Annotated in this window: 16 protein-coding genes; 8 read left to right on the top strand and 8 right to left on the bottom strand. The window is 50.6% G+C overall.

Features of this window, described 5'->3' with window-relative positions; translation table 11 throughout:
• The 6 genes from B2899_RS17455 to B2899_RS17430 all read left to right on the top strand — a co-directional run.
• A partial coding sequence (locus tag B2899_RS17455; RefSeq protein ID WP_286887416.1) for a glycosyltransferase occupies positions 1-623 on the top strand: 623 nt, incomplete at its 5' end.
• A gap of 130 nt (positions 624-753) precedes the next feature.
• Positions 754-1257, top strand: coding sequence for a DUF4330 domain-containing protein (locus B2899_RS17450; RefSeq protein ID WP_146810613.1), 504 nt, complete (start codon positions 754-756; stop codon positions 1255-1257).
• Positions 1257-1724: a DUF4330 family protein gene (locus tag B2899_RS17445; protein ID WP_146810611.1), complete on the top strand. Its 468-nt coding sequence runs from the start codon at positions 1257-1259 to the stop codon at positions 1722-1724. Before B2899_RS17450 ends, B2899_RS17445 begins: the two co-directional genes overlap by 1 nt.
• Positions 1725-1738: 14 nt before the next feature.
• A complete protein-coding gene (locus B2899_RS17440; protein ID WP_146810609.1) occupies positions 1739-2083 on the top strand; it encodes a hypothetical protein in 345 nt (114 codons plus the stop codon).
• A 20-nt stretch (positions 2084-2103) separates the two neighbouring features.
• Entirely contained in the window at positions 2104-3444 is a 1341-nt protein-coding gene (locus B2899_RS17435) for an O-antigen ligase family protein (RefSeq protein WP_286887413.1), read from the top strand.
• On the top strand, positions 3441-4505 hold the full coding sequence (locus B2899_RS17430; protein ID WP_286887411.1) for a glycosyltransferase family 4 protein: 1065 nt from the start codon (positions 3441-3443) through the stop codon (positions 4503-4505). The genes B2899_RS17435 and B2899_RS17430 overlap by 4 nt, the downstream gene beginning before the upstream one ends.
• A gap of 170 nt (positions 4506-4675) precedes the next feature.
• Here the strand turns inward: B2899_RS17430 and B2899_RS17425 are convergent, their stop codons facing one another.
• Positions 4676-6133 (bottom strand): PLP-dependent aminotransferase family protein, encoded by a 1458-nt coding sequence (locus B2899_RS17425; RefSeq protein WP_146810603.1) that lies wholly within the window; start codon positions 6131-6133, stop codon positions 4676-4678.
• Positions 6134-6276: 143 nt separating this feature from the next.
• Here B2899_RS17425 and B2899_RS17420 point away from each other — a divergent pair, with 143 nt between their 5' ends.
• Positions 6277-6897 carry a LysE/ArgO family amino acid transporter gene (locus B2899_RS17420; RefSeq protein ID WP_146810601.1) on the top strand — a complete coding sequence of 207 codons (621 nt, stop codon included), beginning with the start codon at positions 6277-6279 and terminating at the stop codon, positions 6895-6897.
• Here the strand turns inward: B2899_RS17420 and B2899_RS17415 are convergent.
• From B2899_RS17415 to B2899_RS17395, 5 genes are all read right to left on the bottom strand, one after another.
• A complete protein-coding gene (locus B2899_RS17415; protein WP_146810599.1) occupies positions 6881-8266 on the bottom strand; it encodes a glycosyltransferase family 4 protein in 1386 nt (461 codons plus the stop codon). The two genes, B2899_RS17420 and B2899_RS17415, sit on opposite strands and share 17 nt — an antisense overlap.
• Positions 8267-8362: 96 nt before the next feature.
• Positions 8363-9658 carry a nucleotide sugar dehydrogenase gene (locus B2899_RS17410; protein WP_146810597.1) on the bottom strand — a complete coding sequence of 432 codons (1296 nt, stop codon included), beginning with the start codon at positions 9656-9658 and terminating at the stop codon, positions 8363-8365.
• Between the two features lie 287 nt (positions 9659-9945).
• On the bottom strand, positions 9946-10353 hold the full coding sequence (locus tag B2899_RS17405) for a DUF350 domain-containing protein (RefSeq protein ID WP_246147333.1): 408 nt from the start codon (positions 10351-10353) through the stop codon (positions 9946-9948).
• A gap of 92 nt (positions 10354-10445) precedes the next feature.
• Positions 10446-12806: an endonuclease MutS2 gene (locus tag B2899_RS17400; protein WP_286887405.1), complete on the bottom strand. Its 2361-nt coding sequence runs from the start codon at positions 12804-12806 to the stop codon at positions 10446-10448.
• A gap of 169 nt (positions 12807-12975) precedes the next feature.
• Positions 12976-14265: an amino acid permease gene (locus B2899_RS17395; protein WP_286887403.1), complete on the bottom strand. Its 1290-nt coding sequence runs from the start codon at positions 14263-14265 to the stop codon at positions 12976-12978.
• Positions 14266-14393: 128 nt separating this feature from the next.
• Here B2899_RS17395 and B2899_RS17390 point away from each other — a divergent pair, with 128 nt between their 5' ends.
• The gene (locus tag B2899_RS17390; protein ID WP_286887401.1) at positions 14394-15323 is read left to right on the top strand and encodes a LysR family transcriptional regulator; all 930 of its coding nucleotides are present in this window, start codon (positions 14394-14396) and stop codon (positions 15321-15323) included.
• 50 nt (positions 15324-15373) lie between these two features.
• Here the strand turns inward: B2899_RS17390 and B2899_RS17385 are convergent, their stop codons facing one another.
• On the bottom strand, positions 15374-15946 hold the full coding sequence (locus B2899_RS17385; RefSeq protein ID WP_146810589.1) for a CvpA family protein: 573 nt from the start codon (positions 15944-15946) through the stop codon (positions 15374-15376).
• Positions 15947-15952: 6 nt separating this feature from the next.
• The gene (zapA, locus tag B2899_RS17380; RefSeq protein ID WP_146810587.1) at positions 15953-16273 is read right to left on the bottom strand and encodes a cell division protein ZapA; all 321 of its coding nucleotides are present in this window, start codon (positions 16271-16273) and stop codon (positions 15953-15955) included.
• Between the last annotated feature and the right edge of the window lie 258 nt (positions 16274-16531).

Below are 16531 nucleotides of genomic sequence, written 5' to 3'. Positions count from 1 at the left end.
GCATTCCTATCGAGGAATTTAAGACGGAGGATGCGCCTGAAGAGATTCGCCGTTCGCTCGGACTTCCCGCCGATGCGTTCGTCATCGGCACGGTCTCCCGCCTTGTCGCGGTCAAAGGGTTGACGGATTTGATGCAAGCGTTTATCCTGCTTGCAGAGGAACATCCCCGTGTTCACTGGTTGGTTATCGGAGACGGTCCGGAGAAAGGGCCGCTTGAGAATATGGCCAAGGAGGCCGGCATAAGCGATCGCGTACATTTTGCGGGATTCCGTCAGGATGTGCCGCGCTGCCTGCATGCGATGGATTTGTTCATCAGCCCTTCCTACTCGGAGGGTCTTGGCCTCTCCCTGCTCGAAGCAATGGCTGCCAAGAAGCCGGTTATCTCTACAATGGTCGGAGGCATTGCCGATTTTTTGGTCGATTATCTGAACGGACTGGTGATTCCAACGAAGAATCCCGAAGAGATTAAGCAGAATATCGTGATTCTAATGGAAGACGAAGACTTGCGCATGAAGCTTGCCGAGGCCGGGTACCGTACCGTGAAGGAAGAATACACGCTCACGCATATGGCGATGAAAACGAAAGAGCTCTATCGACAGCTCATTCGTGCAAATACGAAGTAAACCCGCTTGCGAAGCGGGTTTTTTCATTTGCCTGGGGTCTGTTGTACGAAAAATGCTTGTATGATATTCTAGGAAAGGTTATGCTAGAAGGAATTTTTTTGCGAGATGAATATAGGAGGAACAGGATTCCATGAAAATGATTGATCAAAAAGGAAGAATTTTTGGCGTCATTAACATTCTCGATTTATTTCTGATTCTGCTCTTAATCGGTGCCCTGATTTTTGCCGGGATTAAGTTTACGCAGGGCGATGAAGTAGTTTCAGGACCAAGAACGCAGAAAGAAGTAACGTACGTGCTGTATAACAGCGCTGAGCATCCCTTTGTTGTCGATCAAATTAAAAAGGGCGATGTTTTGAGAAACAAAGATAATAATGCCAAAATCGGCGAGGTCGTGTCCATTAAGAAACAGCCGGGCAAGGTTGCTGTAACGACCGCGGACGGACGCATGGTTATGTCCGACGTACCTGAGAAGTATTCCGTCTACATTACCGTAAAAACAAAAGCCAGCGTCTCAGGCGAAACCGCGGTCGGTGAAGACGGCAGTGCGCTGCTTACAGGAAGCAAGGTATCCGTTAAAGGACCGAAATACCTGATTGAAACGCTCATATCCGAAGTTAATTTAGGTGATAAGTGATGAATCAGCGCTCTTTTTCTTTCACGTTAAAAGATGCGCTCATTACCCTGTTGCTTATCGGAGCGGCATTCATTATCGCGTTAAAAGCGTCCATGGCAGGCAAATTGGTAATGCCGCACAAAGAAATGACCGTAACGGTTGCCATCGAAGGCCAATTGCCTTCTTTCCACAAATCAATCCGACCGGGAGATAAAATCTTCCAAAAAGGAGCGCTTCAGCCATTCGGTGAAGTCACAGCGGTCAAAGCGGTACCTGCAAAAAAATATCTTCCGGATACAACGACAGGAAAATACAGGCTTGCATCGTTCAAAGGTGAAGAAGACGTGTATCTAACGATAAAATCTTCCGGGTTTATTTCATTACACGGAAGCCCGATTATCGATAATACGTTCTTCCATCCGAATCTGTACCTGCCCGCTAAAACGGATCGCGCGGTATTCGCATCCAGGGTAATCAGCGTGGAATAAGAAGGTGAAAATGAATGAAGAAACCGTCGTTTTACGATTGGCTTGCCTATAAAACAGTGGACGGGCTTGTGGCGCTGATGAAGCTATTCTCGGAGCGGGCCGGACAGCATTCCTTGTTGTCCCGCCTAAAAGACCGGTGGCAGAATGTTCAGTGGCAATATGTATTCTGGACATTCTTCATCATGGTTTTTCTGCATGTCTATATTTTATTGTTCATGCAAAAGCTCGTGCTCATTATTGCCCTTGATCTCGTCGCAGCGGGACTCGTGCTGTTCGTAGGCCCGGAACGTCTCTGGCTTGCGATTCGCACAAGCATTCCCGGCAGGCTGCTCGCACAACTGTTCGACGTAAATAAGTAGGGAATCGGGAGTTCGATACCATGACGAAAACACGTCCGTTGATGCTGCTGGTGGCCGCTGCGCTGCTGACCATCGGCATCATCCAATATAAAATAGGAATGGCCGGCGAGTTCGTGCTGATGGGAGCGTTTCTTGCGATTACGCTATACAGGATGGAGTACGGGCTGTATTTGCTCGCTCTGTCTCTTCCCATTCTCACGTACCGCCCGCTGCTGGCTTTAATTCTTCTGTTTGTGCTCGTGCTGTTTGTTACGGCACAGGACTACGATAAACTAAAAGCCAATTTAAAAAACCATCTAAATCTGGCCGTATTCTTATTCCTGGCCATTCTGTTCATAACAGCCCTGACCTCGGCTAATGTGACGGAAAGCTTGATTCAATTTACGCTCTATTACTTTATCAGCTTTCTGCTCTACCTGCTGCTGGTCATGAAGCTGGATTCACGCGAGACGCTGTACCGCTTCATCGTCTGCCTTATTTTATCGGCCAGCCTGGTGTCGATATATGGCGTGTACCAGTATTTCACGCTTCAATTTACGACGGCGGCATGGGTGGACATAAGTCAGAATCCGGGAATCAGCAAGCGGATTTTTGCCACATTCGAAAATCCAAACCTGTTTGTACAGTATTTGATTATGATTTTGCCGCTGAACTTTGCACTGCTCTTTTATGCCAAGTCGCTCGGCAACCGTGTTCTGTTCGCCCTTCAGTTCGGCCTTATCTCGCTCGCGGTCGTATTAACGTTCTCGCGCGGTGGCTGGCTCGCCCTATTTGTAGGACTGGGTATTCTGGCGACGATGATTAGCCGGCGCCTACTAATCGTGGGACTTATCGCGGTGGCCGTCGGAGTTAACTTCCTGCCGGATGCGATTATTGCACGGATTCAATCGATTGCCAATCCGCAGTCCGACTCATCGAGTTCGTATCGTCTTCAGATGTGGCAATCCGCATTTGCGATGATTCGCGATTACTGGGTAACGGGCATCGGCTCAGACCTGACGACGTTCAAAAAAGTATACACTGATTATATGATGCCCGGTGTGCGGGTAAACCACTTCCACAATATTTATATTATGAACTTTGTAACAGGTGGAATTCTGGCCATATTGCTATTGTTCTACATGTTTTATCAAAGCTTCCGCACAGCCGTGGTCAGCTTATTCATGAATGACGGCAAAGATAAACTGCTTTCGTATATCGCCAAAGGCGGGATTGCGTCCGTGATTGCCATCGGCATCGCGGGACTAACTGAGGATGTGTGGCATCAGTACCGGGTAGATTTCATGTTCTGGATTCTGCTTGCCATTCTATCTGTCGTCTACAACCTCGCCCGCGCAAGGAAGGAGCACGTGCAAGAATGAGAAAAACAAAATCCGTAGCCGAAATCGGCGTATATCCCCCCCCCGCCGGGGGGATTTCTGTTCATGTGGAGCGCCTGTGCGACCGCCTGGAGCAGAAAGAGATTCCGTTCATCATTTATGACGGGAACGGGGAGAACGGCGAGAAAAACCGTGCCGTCGTGCCGATTCCGGAAATCGAAAAATGGTCCTGGAAATATTTTTTTCAAAAAAATGAAGATATTATTCATAATCATTTTTTGCGCTGGCAGATACGCTTTACGCTTTCGCTGCTCAAACTGAAAGGGAAAAAAGTTGTGCATACGGTTCACAGCTTGCGCAATGACGGTGGGCAATTGGGCTTCGTACAGCGAATGATGGTGTACCTGACCGGTATGCTTTCCGATCATTTCATAGCGGTGAGTGAAGAAGTGAAGGAAAAGCTCCTGGAGCTTCGGATTCCGGAGCGGAAAATCTCCGTCATTCCTGCGTTCATTCCCCCGACAACTGACCCGGAAGCCGACTTAAAACGAATTCCTGGTTATGTCCTGGAATTATTCGATCGATGCCCGCAGACCATCGTGGCAAACGGCGGCGTAGGCAACCTGTATAACGGGAACGAGCTGTATGGACTGGATTTGTGCATTGACATGTTCAGCAAGCTGGCGCGTGAAAACAAGCACCTCGGTTTCGTGTACTGCATTACCCACGTGATAGACAATGATTTGCTGGAACGATATGAGGAACGTATTGCGGCACATGGATTGGAAGAGAGATTTTTGCTTGTGTACGAGAAAATTCCTTTCTACCCGCTCATCCAGAAAGCCTCCCTGTTTGTCCGTCCGACGGTCAGCGACGGGGACGCTATTTCCATTCGCGAGGCGCTGTATCTCGGTACGCCTACCGTGGCCAGCGACGCAGTAAAGCGACCGAACGGGGTCGTAACATTCGTCAACCGGGACGCTGAAGACTTCATCAAAGCTTGCCGTGAAGTACTGCATGCACCGCCGCAAAATTTGCTTCAATACAAGGAAGAGCAGGAGCAGTATATCGAACAATTGTTGGAGGTTTTACTATATAGATAACGTTTGATGTTTCGACATTTGTATGGTGGTATGAGCTAAGAGAAAAAGAGGAGGAAAGAAGGAGCGATTCTGGTGAGGGAAAAAGCGATCGCTTTTTTCTACCGTTAGCTCGTTTTTCCCTCTTTTCTTCCTTCACTCTATGAACGAATGTTGGGATAGTAAGTATAGATTTATATAGTCTTAAGCTCTTTTACCAGAAGAGAAAGCCGATGAATGCCTTCCTCCAGTTCTTGAGGTGAAGCATACGCGTAGGAGAGGCGGATGTGATGGCGTTCTTCCGGATGGTAGATGGTGCCCGGGTTAAGAAGAATGCCCTGACGCAACGCTTTATCAAAGAGCCGGGGCATGGAAACATCGGGAATAAGACGCAGCCAGATATAAAACCCGCCGCCGGGTATGTCCCACTCCGCCAATCCTTTCATATGCCTGGAAAGCGCCCCGACGGCTTGTTCTCTGCGCATCCGCAGCTTATCCCGGACCTGCATAACATGTTCTTCATATAAACCGCTCGAAAGCCATTCGTATGCCACCGACTGTGATAACGAGCTGGAACCATAATCGGTCTGCATCTTAATATCGGCCAGCCTCCGGATGACCGGCTCCGGACCGATAAGCCAGCCGATTCGAAGACCTGGACTCAATGTCTTCGATAAGCTCCCCATATATAAAACAAGACCGTTCTTGTCCCCTGCCTTTAACGGAGCCGGGGGCTGCTCATCCAACCAAAGTTCTCCGTATACGTCATCTTCGATTACAGGCAAACGTTCTCGCTCACACGCTGTAAGAAGCTGTTTTCTTGTCTCCTCCTCCATTAACCGTCCTGTCGGATTATGAAAAGAAGGAATCGTATACAAAAGCAAAGCACCTGATTTTTTCTTATAGTGCGAAAGTGTGGTGTCTACGGGTCCGGGAGCATTCATTTCCGGCATGCCAAAAAGCTGTATTCCGGCGGATTGGAATACCCGTACGGAATACAGATAGGAAGGTTTCTCAAGCAGTACGGCCGCGCCTTGAGGAAGCAGGCCTACCGAAATTAAATGCAGCGCTTGAAGCGCTCCCGATACGATCAAAACGGAAGATGGGGATGTCTGGATACCGAGCGATGCAACATGACGGCATACCGCCTGGCGCAGCTCGTATAATCCCTGTGGTTCTTCATACCCGAACGATTTTATCCGTTTCGCCGTCCGGGCCAACACTTCCTTCATCATGGAAGAAGGAAACATATCCGGTGCTATTTCTCCCGTTCCCAGCCGAATGATACCTGGAACGAACTCCTCTTCATTAATACGCTGAATCATGGATAGATTCGGCCTATAAACACCGGACTGAACATACGCATGCCAATCCGGCGGTTTGGCGGAAGCCAGCAGCATCCATGTATTATTGATGACACGTGTACCGCTTCCCCGCTTTCCTTGAATCAACCCTTCCGCAGCCAGCTCGGCAAACGCGGCCGTAACGGTGCTGCGGTTTACACCCAGTTGTTCCGCGAGCGCCCGTTCCGTCGGAATTCGAAACCCGATCGGCCACTCTCCATGCGCAATCTTTTCCTTTATGTACGCAATGATTTGCTTATAGACGGGTGTATCGGCCTCGGGGTTCGGTCTCCATTCACTATTCCTCATCCTCTCTTCCCCCTCGTTCAATGAATCGGACAAATTGGCTGGTATCTCCCCTATTCAATTGGCCGGAGACATCCTTCCAGTAAGGCTCTATAATCAACGTATCATATTTTTTATGTAAATATCTTGATACGGAGGGATATATAATGTTGCAGGCCTTCTTGCACGGCATGGTCCTGGCATTCGGGCTCATTCTGCCGTTGGGAGCACAGAATGTATTCGTATTCTCACAGGGAGCGACGCAACCGTCACTAGTACGGGCACTTCCGGTCATTCTGACAGCCTCGCTGTGCGATACGATTCTGATTGCGCTGGCAGTGCTGGGCGTGTCACTGATTGTACTCACATTCACCTGGCTTAAAACGCTGCTGTTCGCCATCGGTGTCCTCTTTCTGCTTTATATGGGATGGACTACCTGGCACAGCGGTAGCCAAATAAAAAACGGCGAACAGAATAGCCTGCCGCCGAAAAAACAAGTCATGTTCGCCGCTTCGGTATCGTTGTTAAATCCTCATGCCATTCTCGACACCATCGGCGTCATCGGTACAAGTTCCCTGGCGTATACCGGAAGTGAAAAATGGGCGTTTGCCGTCTCCTGCATCCTCATCTCCTATCTCTGGTTCTTCGGTCTTGCCATCGCCGGCCGTACACTTGGTACACTGGACCGGACGGGACGCTGGATGAAAGCAATCAATCGTACCTCCGCCTTGCTCATCTGGGGTGTCGCCTGCGTTCTGGCCGCTCAACTGGTTACCGCTTTGCTGTAAGCAGTTCATCCATCAGCTCCCCGAGCATGCGTGCCTGCACCTGGCGGTTGTAGATTGACAGGTCCCCTTCCTCCGCCCGCCGCAGCATCTCCGCCGCACGGTCCTTCTGTTTGGGGTTCTTCTTCCACTGCTCGTACATAGTAAGGAATGCCCGCTTAATCTCTGCTTTATTAAGCGGGTCAACTACCTGTCCCAGCTCGAATTTACGAATAATCTTCGTCGACTCCCCTTCCACTGACAGGGCGAGAATTGGATGGCCGATTGCCATATATTCATACAGCTTGCCGGGAATATAGACGCCCGACCCCGGTGCAGTATCTCCGATGAGCATGAGGACATCAGCACTTTTCATCATGACAAGCGCTTCCTTGTGCGGCAGGTTCCCCATAATCTCCACCACATCTTCAAGGTTTAACCGGTGCACGCAATCGATATTATCGCTATAGCCCGGATAATCGAACACACCGGCAAAGCGCAATAGAATTTCGTCCCGCTTTATTTCTCCTTCTTCAATCAGCTCTGCCACCGCCTCCAATAGTAGACGAGGATTGCGCTCTTTATAAAAAATGCCCGGATAGGCAAGCGTAAACTTTCCATCCTCCGGCGACTCCGCAATGTCTTTGTAGTCTTCCGGATCGAATCCGTTATGGATAACTTCAATGCGCTGAATCTCTTTGCCGAATTTTTGTTTGAAATTCTCAGCGAACCCGTACGTAACCGTTGTTACCGCATCGGACTCCTTCATGACGCTGCGCTCCATCCGCTCCTCCCATGCTTCGCGCCAGGCCACGCCCGAACGGTGCATATTCTGCGTCCACGGATCACGGAAATCGGCAATCCAGGTAACCCCTGTTTTCCGCTTGATGCTGCGGGCCACGAGGTGGTTAGTGTATGGGCCGGATGTGGAAAACATAACCGGAATGCTATGCTTTTTGATAATCTCAGCTCCCATTTTGGCCGCAAACGGAAGCCAGCCAATCATGTCGTCCGGGATCATCACTGTATTTTTCACTTTTTTAAGCAGCGGCACGATCCGCTGCTTGATGGCCTGCTTTAATCCGCCACCTCCGGCAGGATTGACTGCTGCACTCTTTTGTCCGCCGCTTTGTTTAGGCGCCTCTTTCTGCGTCGGGCGGATCGCCTGGACAAGATTAACCTCTTTGGCCCGGTGTATGATAACATTGGATGGCAGCTGGCGCAGAAGGGATTCATCTTTTGTGGCATGATATGTATGATCTACGGTCAGTACGTGCACTTCCCAGCCGCCTTCAGCCAGGTACCTGGCCATCTTCAGCGCGCGCGGCACGCCGCCTCCGCCAATCGGTGGAAACAGATAGGCCACCAGCAGCATTTTTTTATTCGCCTTCATCCTCTGAAACATCCTTTCATAAGGAAAACGAGACGCCAGATGAGAGAATCTGCGCTGTCTCGTTTTCTCGCCTTCTTGCTATTATGGTTCCCCTTTTTAGATGCGAACAAGCACCGCTTTTTCAGTCACACTGCGCGGCACGCGATTTTTGCCGTCCAGAATGACCGGCTTTTCTTTCATTTGACCAATAATTTCGTTCCAGTCAATCTCAAGGAACTCTTCCTGCACGGTGACATAAACAAGCGCATCGGCGTCTTTAACGGCTTCCTGAAGGCTTGACACTTTATAGTCATACGCGCTCGGAACGGCCGGATCATAGGCTGCAACCGAAGCCCCTGCTTCCTGCAGCAGCTGTACAAGATAGTGCGGCGGACTGATGCGGTCGTCGTTCGAGAAATCTTTCATTGCAAGACCAAGAACGGCTACTTTGCTTCCGCCAAGCGTTTTCCCCTGCTTGTTCAGCTCGTCTTCGACCATCTGTACAAGCACCTCCGGCACACTGTCATTAATCTGACGTGCCGTCTCCAACAGGTGAAGGTTAACGCCGACTTCCTTCGCCTTCGGCAGCAGATAATACAGCGCATTCGGCAGACAGTAACCGCCTACGCCGGGACCCGGTGTAAGCAGGTTGACCCGTGTATGGGTATTGGCAACGCGGATAAGTTCAAATGTATCGATGCCGGCTTTCTCCGCGAAACGGGCGAACTGCTGTACCATCGCGATATTGACGTCACGTTGTACGTTTTCGATAACTTTAGACGTCTCCACAACTTTAATATCGGAGATGGTGACTTCCGCTTCCGTTACAAAAGTCAGCACTTCAAGGGCACGCTGTGCACTTGCCTCGTTAATGCCACCCAGTGCAAGCGGCATGTGAATGAATTCTTCGAATGCGCGGCCTTCCGCAATCCGCTCTGATGCGTACGCAAGATAGAAATCTTCGCCCGCAACAAGCCCGCTCTTCTCAAGCAGCGGTTTAACGAGTTCTTCCGTTGTGCCCGGAATTACTGTGCTGCGCAGAATGACTGTATCCCCTTTTTTCAGCACCTGTGCAAGCGCCTCGCACGCGCCCGTTAAATAATGCATTTCCGGGTCCCCGTCTTTTACCGGAATGCCGACCGTAATGATATAGTGATCGACTTTGGCAGCCGCTTCTTCGTAGCTCGTCGTGGCCATAAAGCGTCCGGCCGCAATCTGCTCCTGCAGAATCTGTGCGAGCGACTTGCCCTCGAAATATTCAAGATGGTGGGATTTTCCTTCATTAATCTCTTTTACAAGTGCTTCACTTACATCAATCCCAACCACGTTTGCCCCTTTGCGGGCATAGCTTAACGACAAAGGCAGGCCAATAAACCCCAGGCCAATGACAGCAATGTTCAACGATTTTTCCATGACTATCTCCTCCGACTTCTCGGTTCAAATCCACACATATAAACGTAACTATTTTAGCACAAACATAAGAAAAGAGCGATTGTTATCCCTCGCTCTTCTTCCTATAACGCTATCGAAATACGGCGAAATATAAAATGCCGGCAAGAATGAACAGCACAGCCAGCGTGGTCAGGATTTTCGCTAATCTGTCCAGCATCTCGACTCCCCCTTGACTCACATCCCGGGCGCTTCTGCCATTATACACTACCCGGTTTTACACGGCAACGAACCGATCTGATCTTCCGCCATTACCTAAGGATGCTTGCACCAATCACATAAGAGACTCCGATAGAGATGACCATCGACAGCAAGCCGACAGCACGATTGTCGGCGGCAATCTCTTCATCCACTTTAAACATCGGAGTTAAAAACTCAAATGTAAAATAGGCAACGAGCAGAAGCAGAAATCCATACGAACTCCAGAGAAGCGTATGACCAATCCCGTCATTGTGCTCGATCGCGTGCCGGATGATATTACAGATACCGAAAATTTTGCCGCCGGTCGCCATGGCGACCGATACGTTGCCGCGTTTAATCTCGTCCCAGTCCTTATAGGTCGTAACCATTTCGAATACGGCCAGGAAGATAATGACCGCAAGCAGTGCCGCCGCAAAATAAGCGGCCGTTAATACATACGGATTCGAAAAAATAACCAATCCGCTCCCTCCTCCACCATCAATAAGCCGCACTTGCCGCCGCTTTTCTACATATACGCCAAAGCACCCGATCGGGTTTCACTGCCGTATGGTTATTTCAACTCTACGACAGTAGCACCCAATCCGCCTTCGCCCTGTCCGCCCCAACGAAATGACTTGACCAGACGGTGGTTGCGCAGGTATTTTTGAATCCCTAGCCCGAGCGCACCTGTTCCTTTGCCGTGAATAATCGAGACTTGATTCAGGCCGTCAAGAATGGCCTCATCGAGATATTTATCGATTTGAATAATCGCATCCTCTACCGTATTGCCCCGCACATCAAGCTCCATGCGCACCGGGTCGCGTGCCGAGCGAATTTTGGTAATCTGCTGTGTGACCTGCGGTTTGGCCGATCTCAGCTTTTCCAAATTGTCGGCTTTTACGTTCATTTTTACAATGCCGATTTGTACCTGAAATTCTTTATCGCTGACTTTGCCGACAATCTCGCCTTTCTGGTTGAAGGAAAGCACACGTACCTCATCGCCCACTTCCAGCGGCTGCTGGTTAAGCGGCACGCCTGCTTTCTTCGGTTTTTTCTTTTTACGCAGTGTCGGTGAAGCTTCTTCCAAGCGTTTGCGCGCCTCAATTAACTTATGTTCTTTGATGCCGGCCCGCTCTTCCCTGGCAATTTGCCGCAGCTCGGCGATAATCGTCTCCGCTTCTTTGCGAGCTTTTTCCACAGCCGTGCGCGCTTCTTCTTCTGCCTGCTGATAGAGCCTGTCTTTTTTCTCGTCCAGGTTTGCCAGTTCGCGCTCCAATTCCCGGCGTTCCCGTTCCAGTTCAGCCCGCAGTTGCTCGACCTCCCGGCGCTCCGCCTCCGCTCTGCGCTGGTTTTCTTCAAGCGATGCAATCATCGTGTCGATTTCCGTTTCTTCTGTTTTCACAAAATTGCGCGCCTGGGCCAGAATGTTCTCCGGCAGACCGAGTCGCGACGCAATGGCGAATGCATTCGAGCGGCCCGGAATGCCGACCAACAGACGATAGGTCGGACGGAGCGTCACTTCGTCGAATTCGACGCTCGCATTGACAATCTGCGGGCGATCATAAGCATACGCCTTCAATTCGCTATAGTGTGTCGTTGCTACCAACCGTGCGCCGCGTTGATGAACATAATCGATAATCGCCATCGCAAGCGCCGCCCCTTCGGTCGGATCAGTGCCGGCGCCCAGCTCGTCGAACAGCACAAGGCTACGGTTGTTTACATGCTGCAGAATATGCGAAATGTTGGTCATATGGCTTGAGAATGTACTCAGGCTCTGCTCGATGCTCTGCTCATCCCCAATATCGGCATAAACACCTTCAAAAACCGCCATCTCTGAACCCTCATCTGCCGGAATCTGCAGGCCGGCCATTGCCATAAGCGAGAACAAACCGACCGTTTTCAGCGATACGGTTTTCCCCCCGGTGTTCGGACCGGTTACAACGATTGCCGTATAGTCCCTGCCAAGCTCTACGTCAATCGGCACGACTTGACTTGCCGGAATAAGCGGATGGCGTCCTTTTTTAATGCGCAGATAGCCGTTATCGTTAATAACCGGTTGTACAGCTTTAAGCGTATGTGCGTATGACGCCTTGGCGAAAATAAAATCGGCTTCCGCCAGGCATTCCACATTATGCAGCAGCACCTCTGATACTTCCGCTACTTTCGCCGAGAGCGAAAGCAGAATCTTCTCTACTTCGCGTTCTTCTTTCATCTTTAACTCACGAAGCTCGTTGCTGATATTGACGACCACCTGCGGCTCGACGAACAGCGTCGCGCCGGATGCGGACTGGTCGTGTACAATCCCGCCAAACACATGACGGTACTCCTGTTTAACCGGAATGACGAACCGGTCATTACGAATGGTGACAATCGGCTCCTGAAGCATTTTTTGTGTACTGCTGTTGCGAATCATCTGCTCCAGCCGCTCACGGATGCGCTTCTCCGCGCCGCGAATCTGCCCGCGCACCTGTGAAAGCGCCGGACTTGCCGAATCCATCACCATACCGTTCTCGTCGATGGCACGGTTAATCTCATTCTCTATTCCTTGCAGGCGTTCAACCCGGTTTAGCAATTCTTCGAGCAGGGGCAGCGGTTCCTGTTCAACAATCGATGCAATGAATGCTTTCAGACGGCCGCCGCCGTAAAGCGTAGAGGCAATATCCAGAAGCTCCGCCGCATTCAGCATTCCTCCCATAGCGGCCCGCTTACATGCCGGTCGGATATCGCGGATACCGCCCAGCGGAACACTGCCGCGCAGGCGCAGGACGGTACTCCCTTCATAGGTTGCCTGTTGACGGCGCTGCACTTCTTCATAGTTCGTAGAAGGAGTAAGCGCTTCTACTTTTTCTCTTCCCAGTGAGGAAGAGGCATGGGTTGAGAGTTGTTCGATTATTTTATCGAATTCAAGCGTTGTAAACGTACGTGCTTCCAAAAGAAATCTCCTCTCAATATAAATCAATCTTGATGGAATGGCATTCTTTGTAGTTGATTGATCCTTACATTAGTATACGTGTCAAACCGTTAACGACATGTTTTAATGTCAAGCCGTAATTATTATACCATTTCATGCAAGGAAAGGAGAATTCCCGCCTGTCTTCAAGTTAGTATTCGGACTTTATCAGCACTTTCTCCGCTTCACTCATACCGGCATATCGCTGCATAAAAAAATAGACGCCGACAATCGCAATCGGATACAGGACGGACCAGCCTACAAACGGAAAAACTCCAAGCGTAAGAATGAAAGAAATCCAACTGATCCCTACTCCCAACCGGCTTCCCCGCAGCAGTCGAACGCCTGCCGCACAGCCGCCTAGATATGTCAAAATAAATGTCGCGTTTGGAAACTGAATCAATGTCGTCAGCGATACGGCGCCGATTCCATACAGCGCAAGGATAAGCACAAAGCATCCTGCCAGAAAAGCCAGCCCTCCCGTCGGGGTCGCATAACGTCCGGACATTCTGCCCAATGCCTTTGGCGCTTTTCCCTCATTCGCCAGTGCAAAAGCAAGCCGGGACGCTGCACCCGTATAGGCAATAATTGTCGCCGTACAAATGAACATCCCTGTGATTCCGACGACAGCCGCCCCGCCTGTGCCAAGCAGATGTCCTACCACCAGCACCAGCGAAGCGGACGAATCAGACGCTCCGTAACTGTGCGTACCAACGGTGGCAAGCGCGGTGAGAAAGTATAACAGCCCAACCAGCACCGCCGCGATGGTCACGCCTTTAATCGCTTCACGCTGCGGATCCACGAACTCTTCCGACAGATGCGACACGGCTTCCCAGCCGATAAAACACCAGAACAGAATCGCCGCCGCCTGGCCGACGCTTACCCAACCATGCGGCAGAAACGGAGTAAAGTGGACTGCCTCAATACTGGGCATAGAGCCTGCCACCGCAAACAGCAGCACAGCGATAATGGCGAGTACGACAGCCACCTGCATCTGCCCGGCTACCTTCATTCCGAAATAATTAAGCAAAAGCCCTGTTGCCAGCATCAGGGCGGCAATACCTATCTTCCATCCCTCTGCCAGTTCAAAGGCTGCCGTCATATAACCGGCTCCTGTGAGCGCGGCTACCGGAGCGCCTATTGGTACCGAGGCCAGAAAAAACCACCCGGTTAATGCTCCCGCCTTCGTACCGAATGCGCGTGACACAAAATACGCCACTCCGCCCGCATTCGGAAATCGGGCCGATAGAAGCCCCATCACCAACGCCATGGGCAGTACCAGTAGCGTCATTAACCCCCAGGCCAGAAGCGAAGCCGGACCGGCTATTTCCGCGGCAAGTCCCGGTACGAGCAGCACCCCGGAACCAAGCACCGCGCCTACATACAGCGCTACCGCCTGCGGCAGGCCGATTGTTTTTATCATTTTCCCCTTTGTTCCCATCTTTCCTGCTCTCCTTCTCTTTCATTTCTTCTTGCATTTGCCCCTATCGTAGCAGATAATAAATCCATCAGTAAAACAGATAGATAAGATAGAAATCATCTAAAAAACCGATGGGAGGCAAAAAAGAGATGGAACTGCGCCATCTGCATACATTTAAAACCGTGGCGGAAACCAAAGGATTTACAAAAGCGGCCGAAATGCTTTCCTATGCACAATCCAGCGTCACTGCCCAGATTCAAGCACTGGAAGAAGAGCTGGGGACGAAGCTTTTTGACAGGCTTGGTAAAAAGATCGTTCTCACTACCGCTGGCGAGAAGCTACTCTCGTACGCTTCGCAAATTCTCGAACTGCATGACAATGCCGTTCAGGAACTGACCGCAGGCAGCGTTCCGGCTGGAACGCTTACCATCGGTGCCCCCGAATCGCTGGCCGCCTTTCGTCTGCCGGCGATTATCCGCGAATACACCAGCCTATACCCTCAGGTAAAAATCATCCTGCGGCCCGGGGTATGCTGGGAGCTGCGCAGCCTCGCGCGCAGCGGAGAGCTTGACATCGTATTTCTTCTGGAACCGGAAGTTCAGGAGCATGATTTGCATATCGAAACGCTTGTCATCGAGAAAATGGCGATTGTCGCACCGCCGGATCATCCGCTCGCCCTGCGTTCCGTTATCGAAGCGGAAGATTTAAAAGAAGAGACGTTGCTGCACACCGAGCCGGGTTGCAGCTACCGTACGCTATTTGAGAAGCATCTGAACAGCTGTGGCGTATTCCCGGGTACCGACCTGGAATTCTGGAGCATCGAAGCGATCAAAAATTGCGTCATGTCAGGCCTGGGGCTGTCCTTTTTGCCTCTTATTACAGTAGAAAAAGAGATTGCCGAAGGCAAGCTGAAAGCGCTGCAGTGGAATGACGAGCCATGCCGGGTTGCCACCCAAATAGCCTACCACAAGAAGAAGTGGCTTTCCCCGGCCCTGCAGGAGTTTCTCAGGCTGGTGAAGCAGCATGCGCGATTCTGGAACGAAAGAGCATCCGCCTGCTCTTCCAGCCAGACGATTTGACAGTGAAGTAAGAAAGGCCACCACGAATGTGACGGCCTTTCTTGTGCGTACTACAATGAATTTGTATTTTCGCTTGTCGTTGATAACGGATTTTGTATCATTTCTTTTACCCATTGCGCCAGGTCGGAGGAGTACGTAGTAGCATACGAAGCGAACAGCGACGTATCCAGGGTCTGCTGCACAGTCGGAATCGGCAGCAGAGAAGCCACAGCCAAAATGATAAACAGAATCAGCCCGTTTTTCACTGCGCCGACGATTCCACCTGCAAGCCGGTTCACAATGGATAGACCCGGCAGCTTCGTAATTCTGTCCAAGAAGCCCCCGACCAGGCGTACGGCAAGACCCGTAGCAAATGCCAGCAATGCAAATGCAACGATATTATAGATCGCATGCTGCACAATCGGAAAACCAGCAACAGCCCCAAACGATCCACTCGCTTCTGCACTGGACAGAGGAACCCATTCCGCAAGCTTGGCCGCTACCGGACGATAGTACATAAAGGCGACCACAAACGAAGCGATAAAACTGGCGACGCGCACCAGCTGGCCGATCAGGCCTGTTCTGTACCCACGCCATACGCTCAACACCAGTAATACCAGTATGACGATATCGAGAATATTCATGCTGATCTACTCCTTGTCCGCTTCCCGCTCCTCTTCCTCTTCTTCGTGCTCCGCGTCTTCTTCCATTTCTTTTGATGCTTTCTCTAGCAGTTTAATCAACTCTTCATATTCCATACGCAGCCGGAAATACTCATCAGCCATATTAAGCGCCGCAAGTACCGCCAGTTTATTCGTATCCAGCCGGGGATTGCCTGCGGCGATTTGCCGCATTTTATCGTCCACATACCCTGCGATCATGCGCATGTGGGACGAGCTACTGTCCCCTTTCATGGTGTAGTATTGTCCATATATTTCAACGACCACTCGTTCTTTATTCTGTCCTGACACACTACGTCCTCCTCACGTCCTTGTACATAACTATATTGTACACAATACCATAAATAAAGAAAGCGGTGGAAACGAAAAGGGGATGGTAAAACGAACGAGGAGAGAAGCCCGCGGACGTTTCTCCTCGTTCGCGGGTGGAAGGAAAAAAAGAGAAGAAAACAAGGAGAGGATTTCAATGTAGAAAAAGGCAGTCGCCTTTTTCTTCCCTGGATCTTATCTTCTCTTTCTCTCCTTCTTTCCTCACGATTTTCACAGAAA

Source organism: Aneurinibacillus sp. UBA3580 (genome assembly GCF_002375825.1).
Classification (GTDB): domain Bacteria; phylum Bacillota; class Bacilli; order Aneurinibacillales; family Aneurinibacillaceae; genus Aneurinibacillus; species Aneurinibacillus danicus.
Note: the sequence above shows the minus strand (reverse complement) of the source record. Positions and strands in the feature narration are given on the sequence as shown.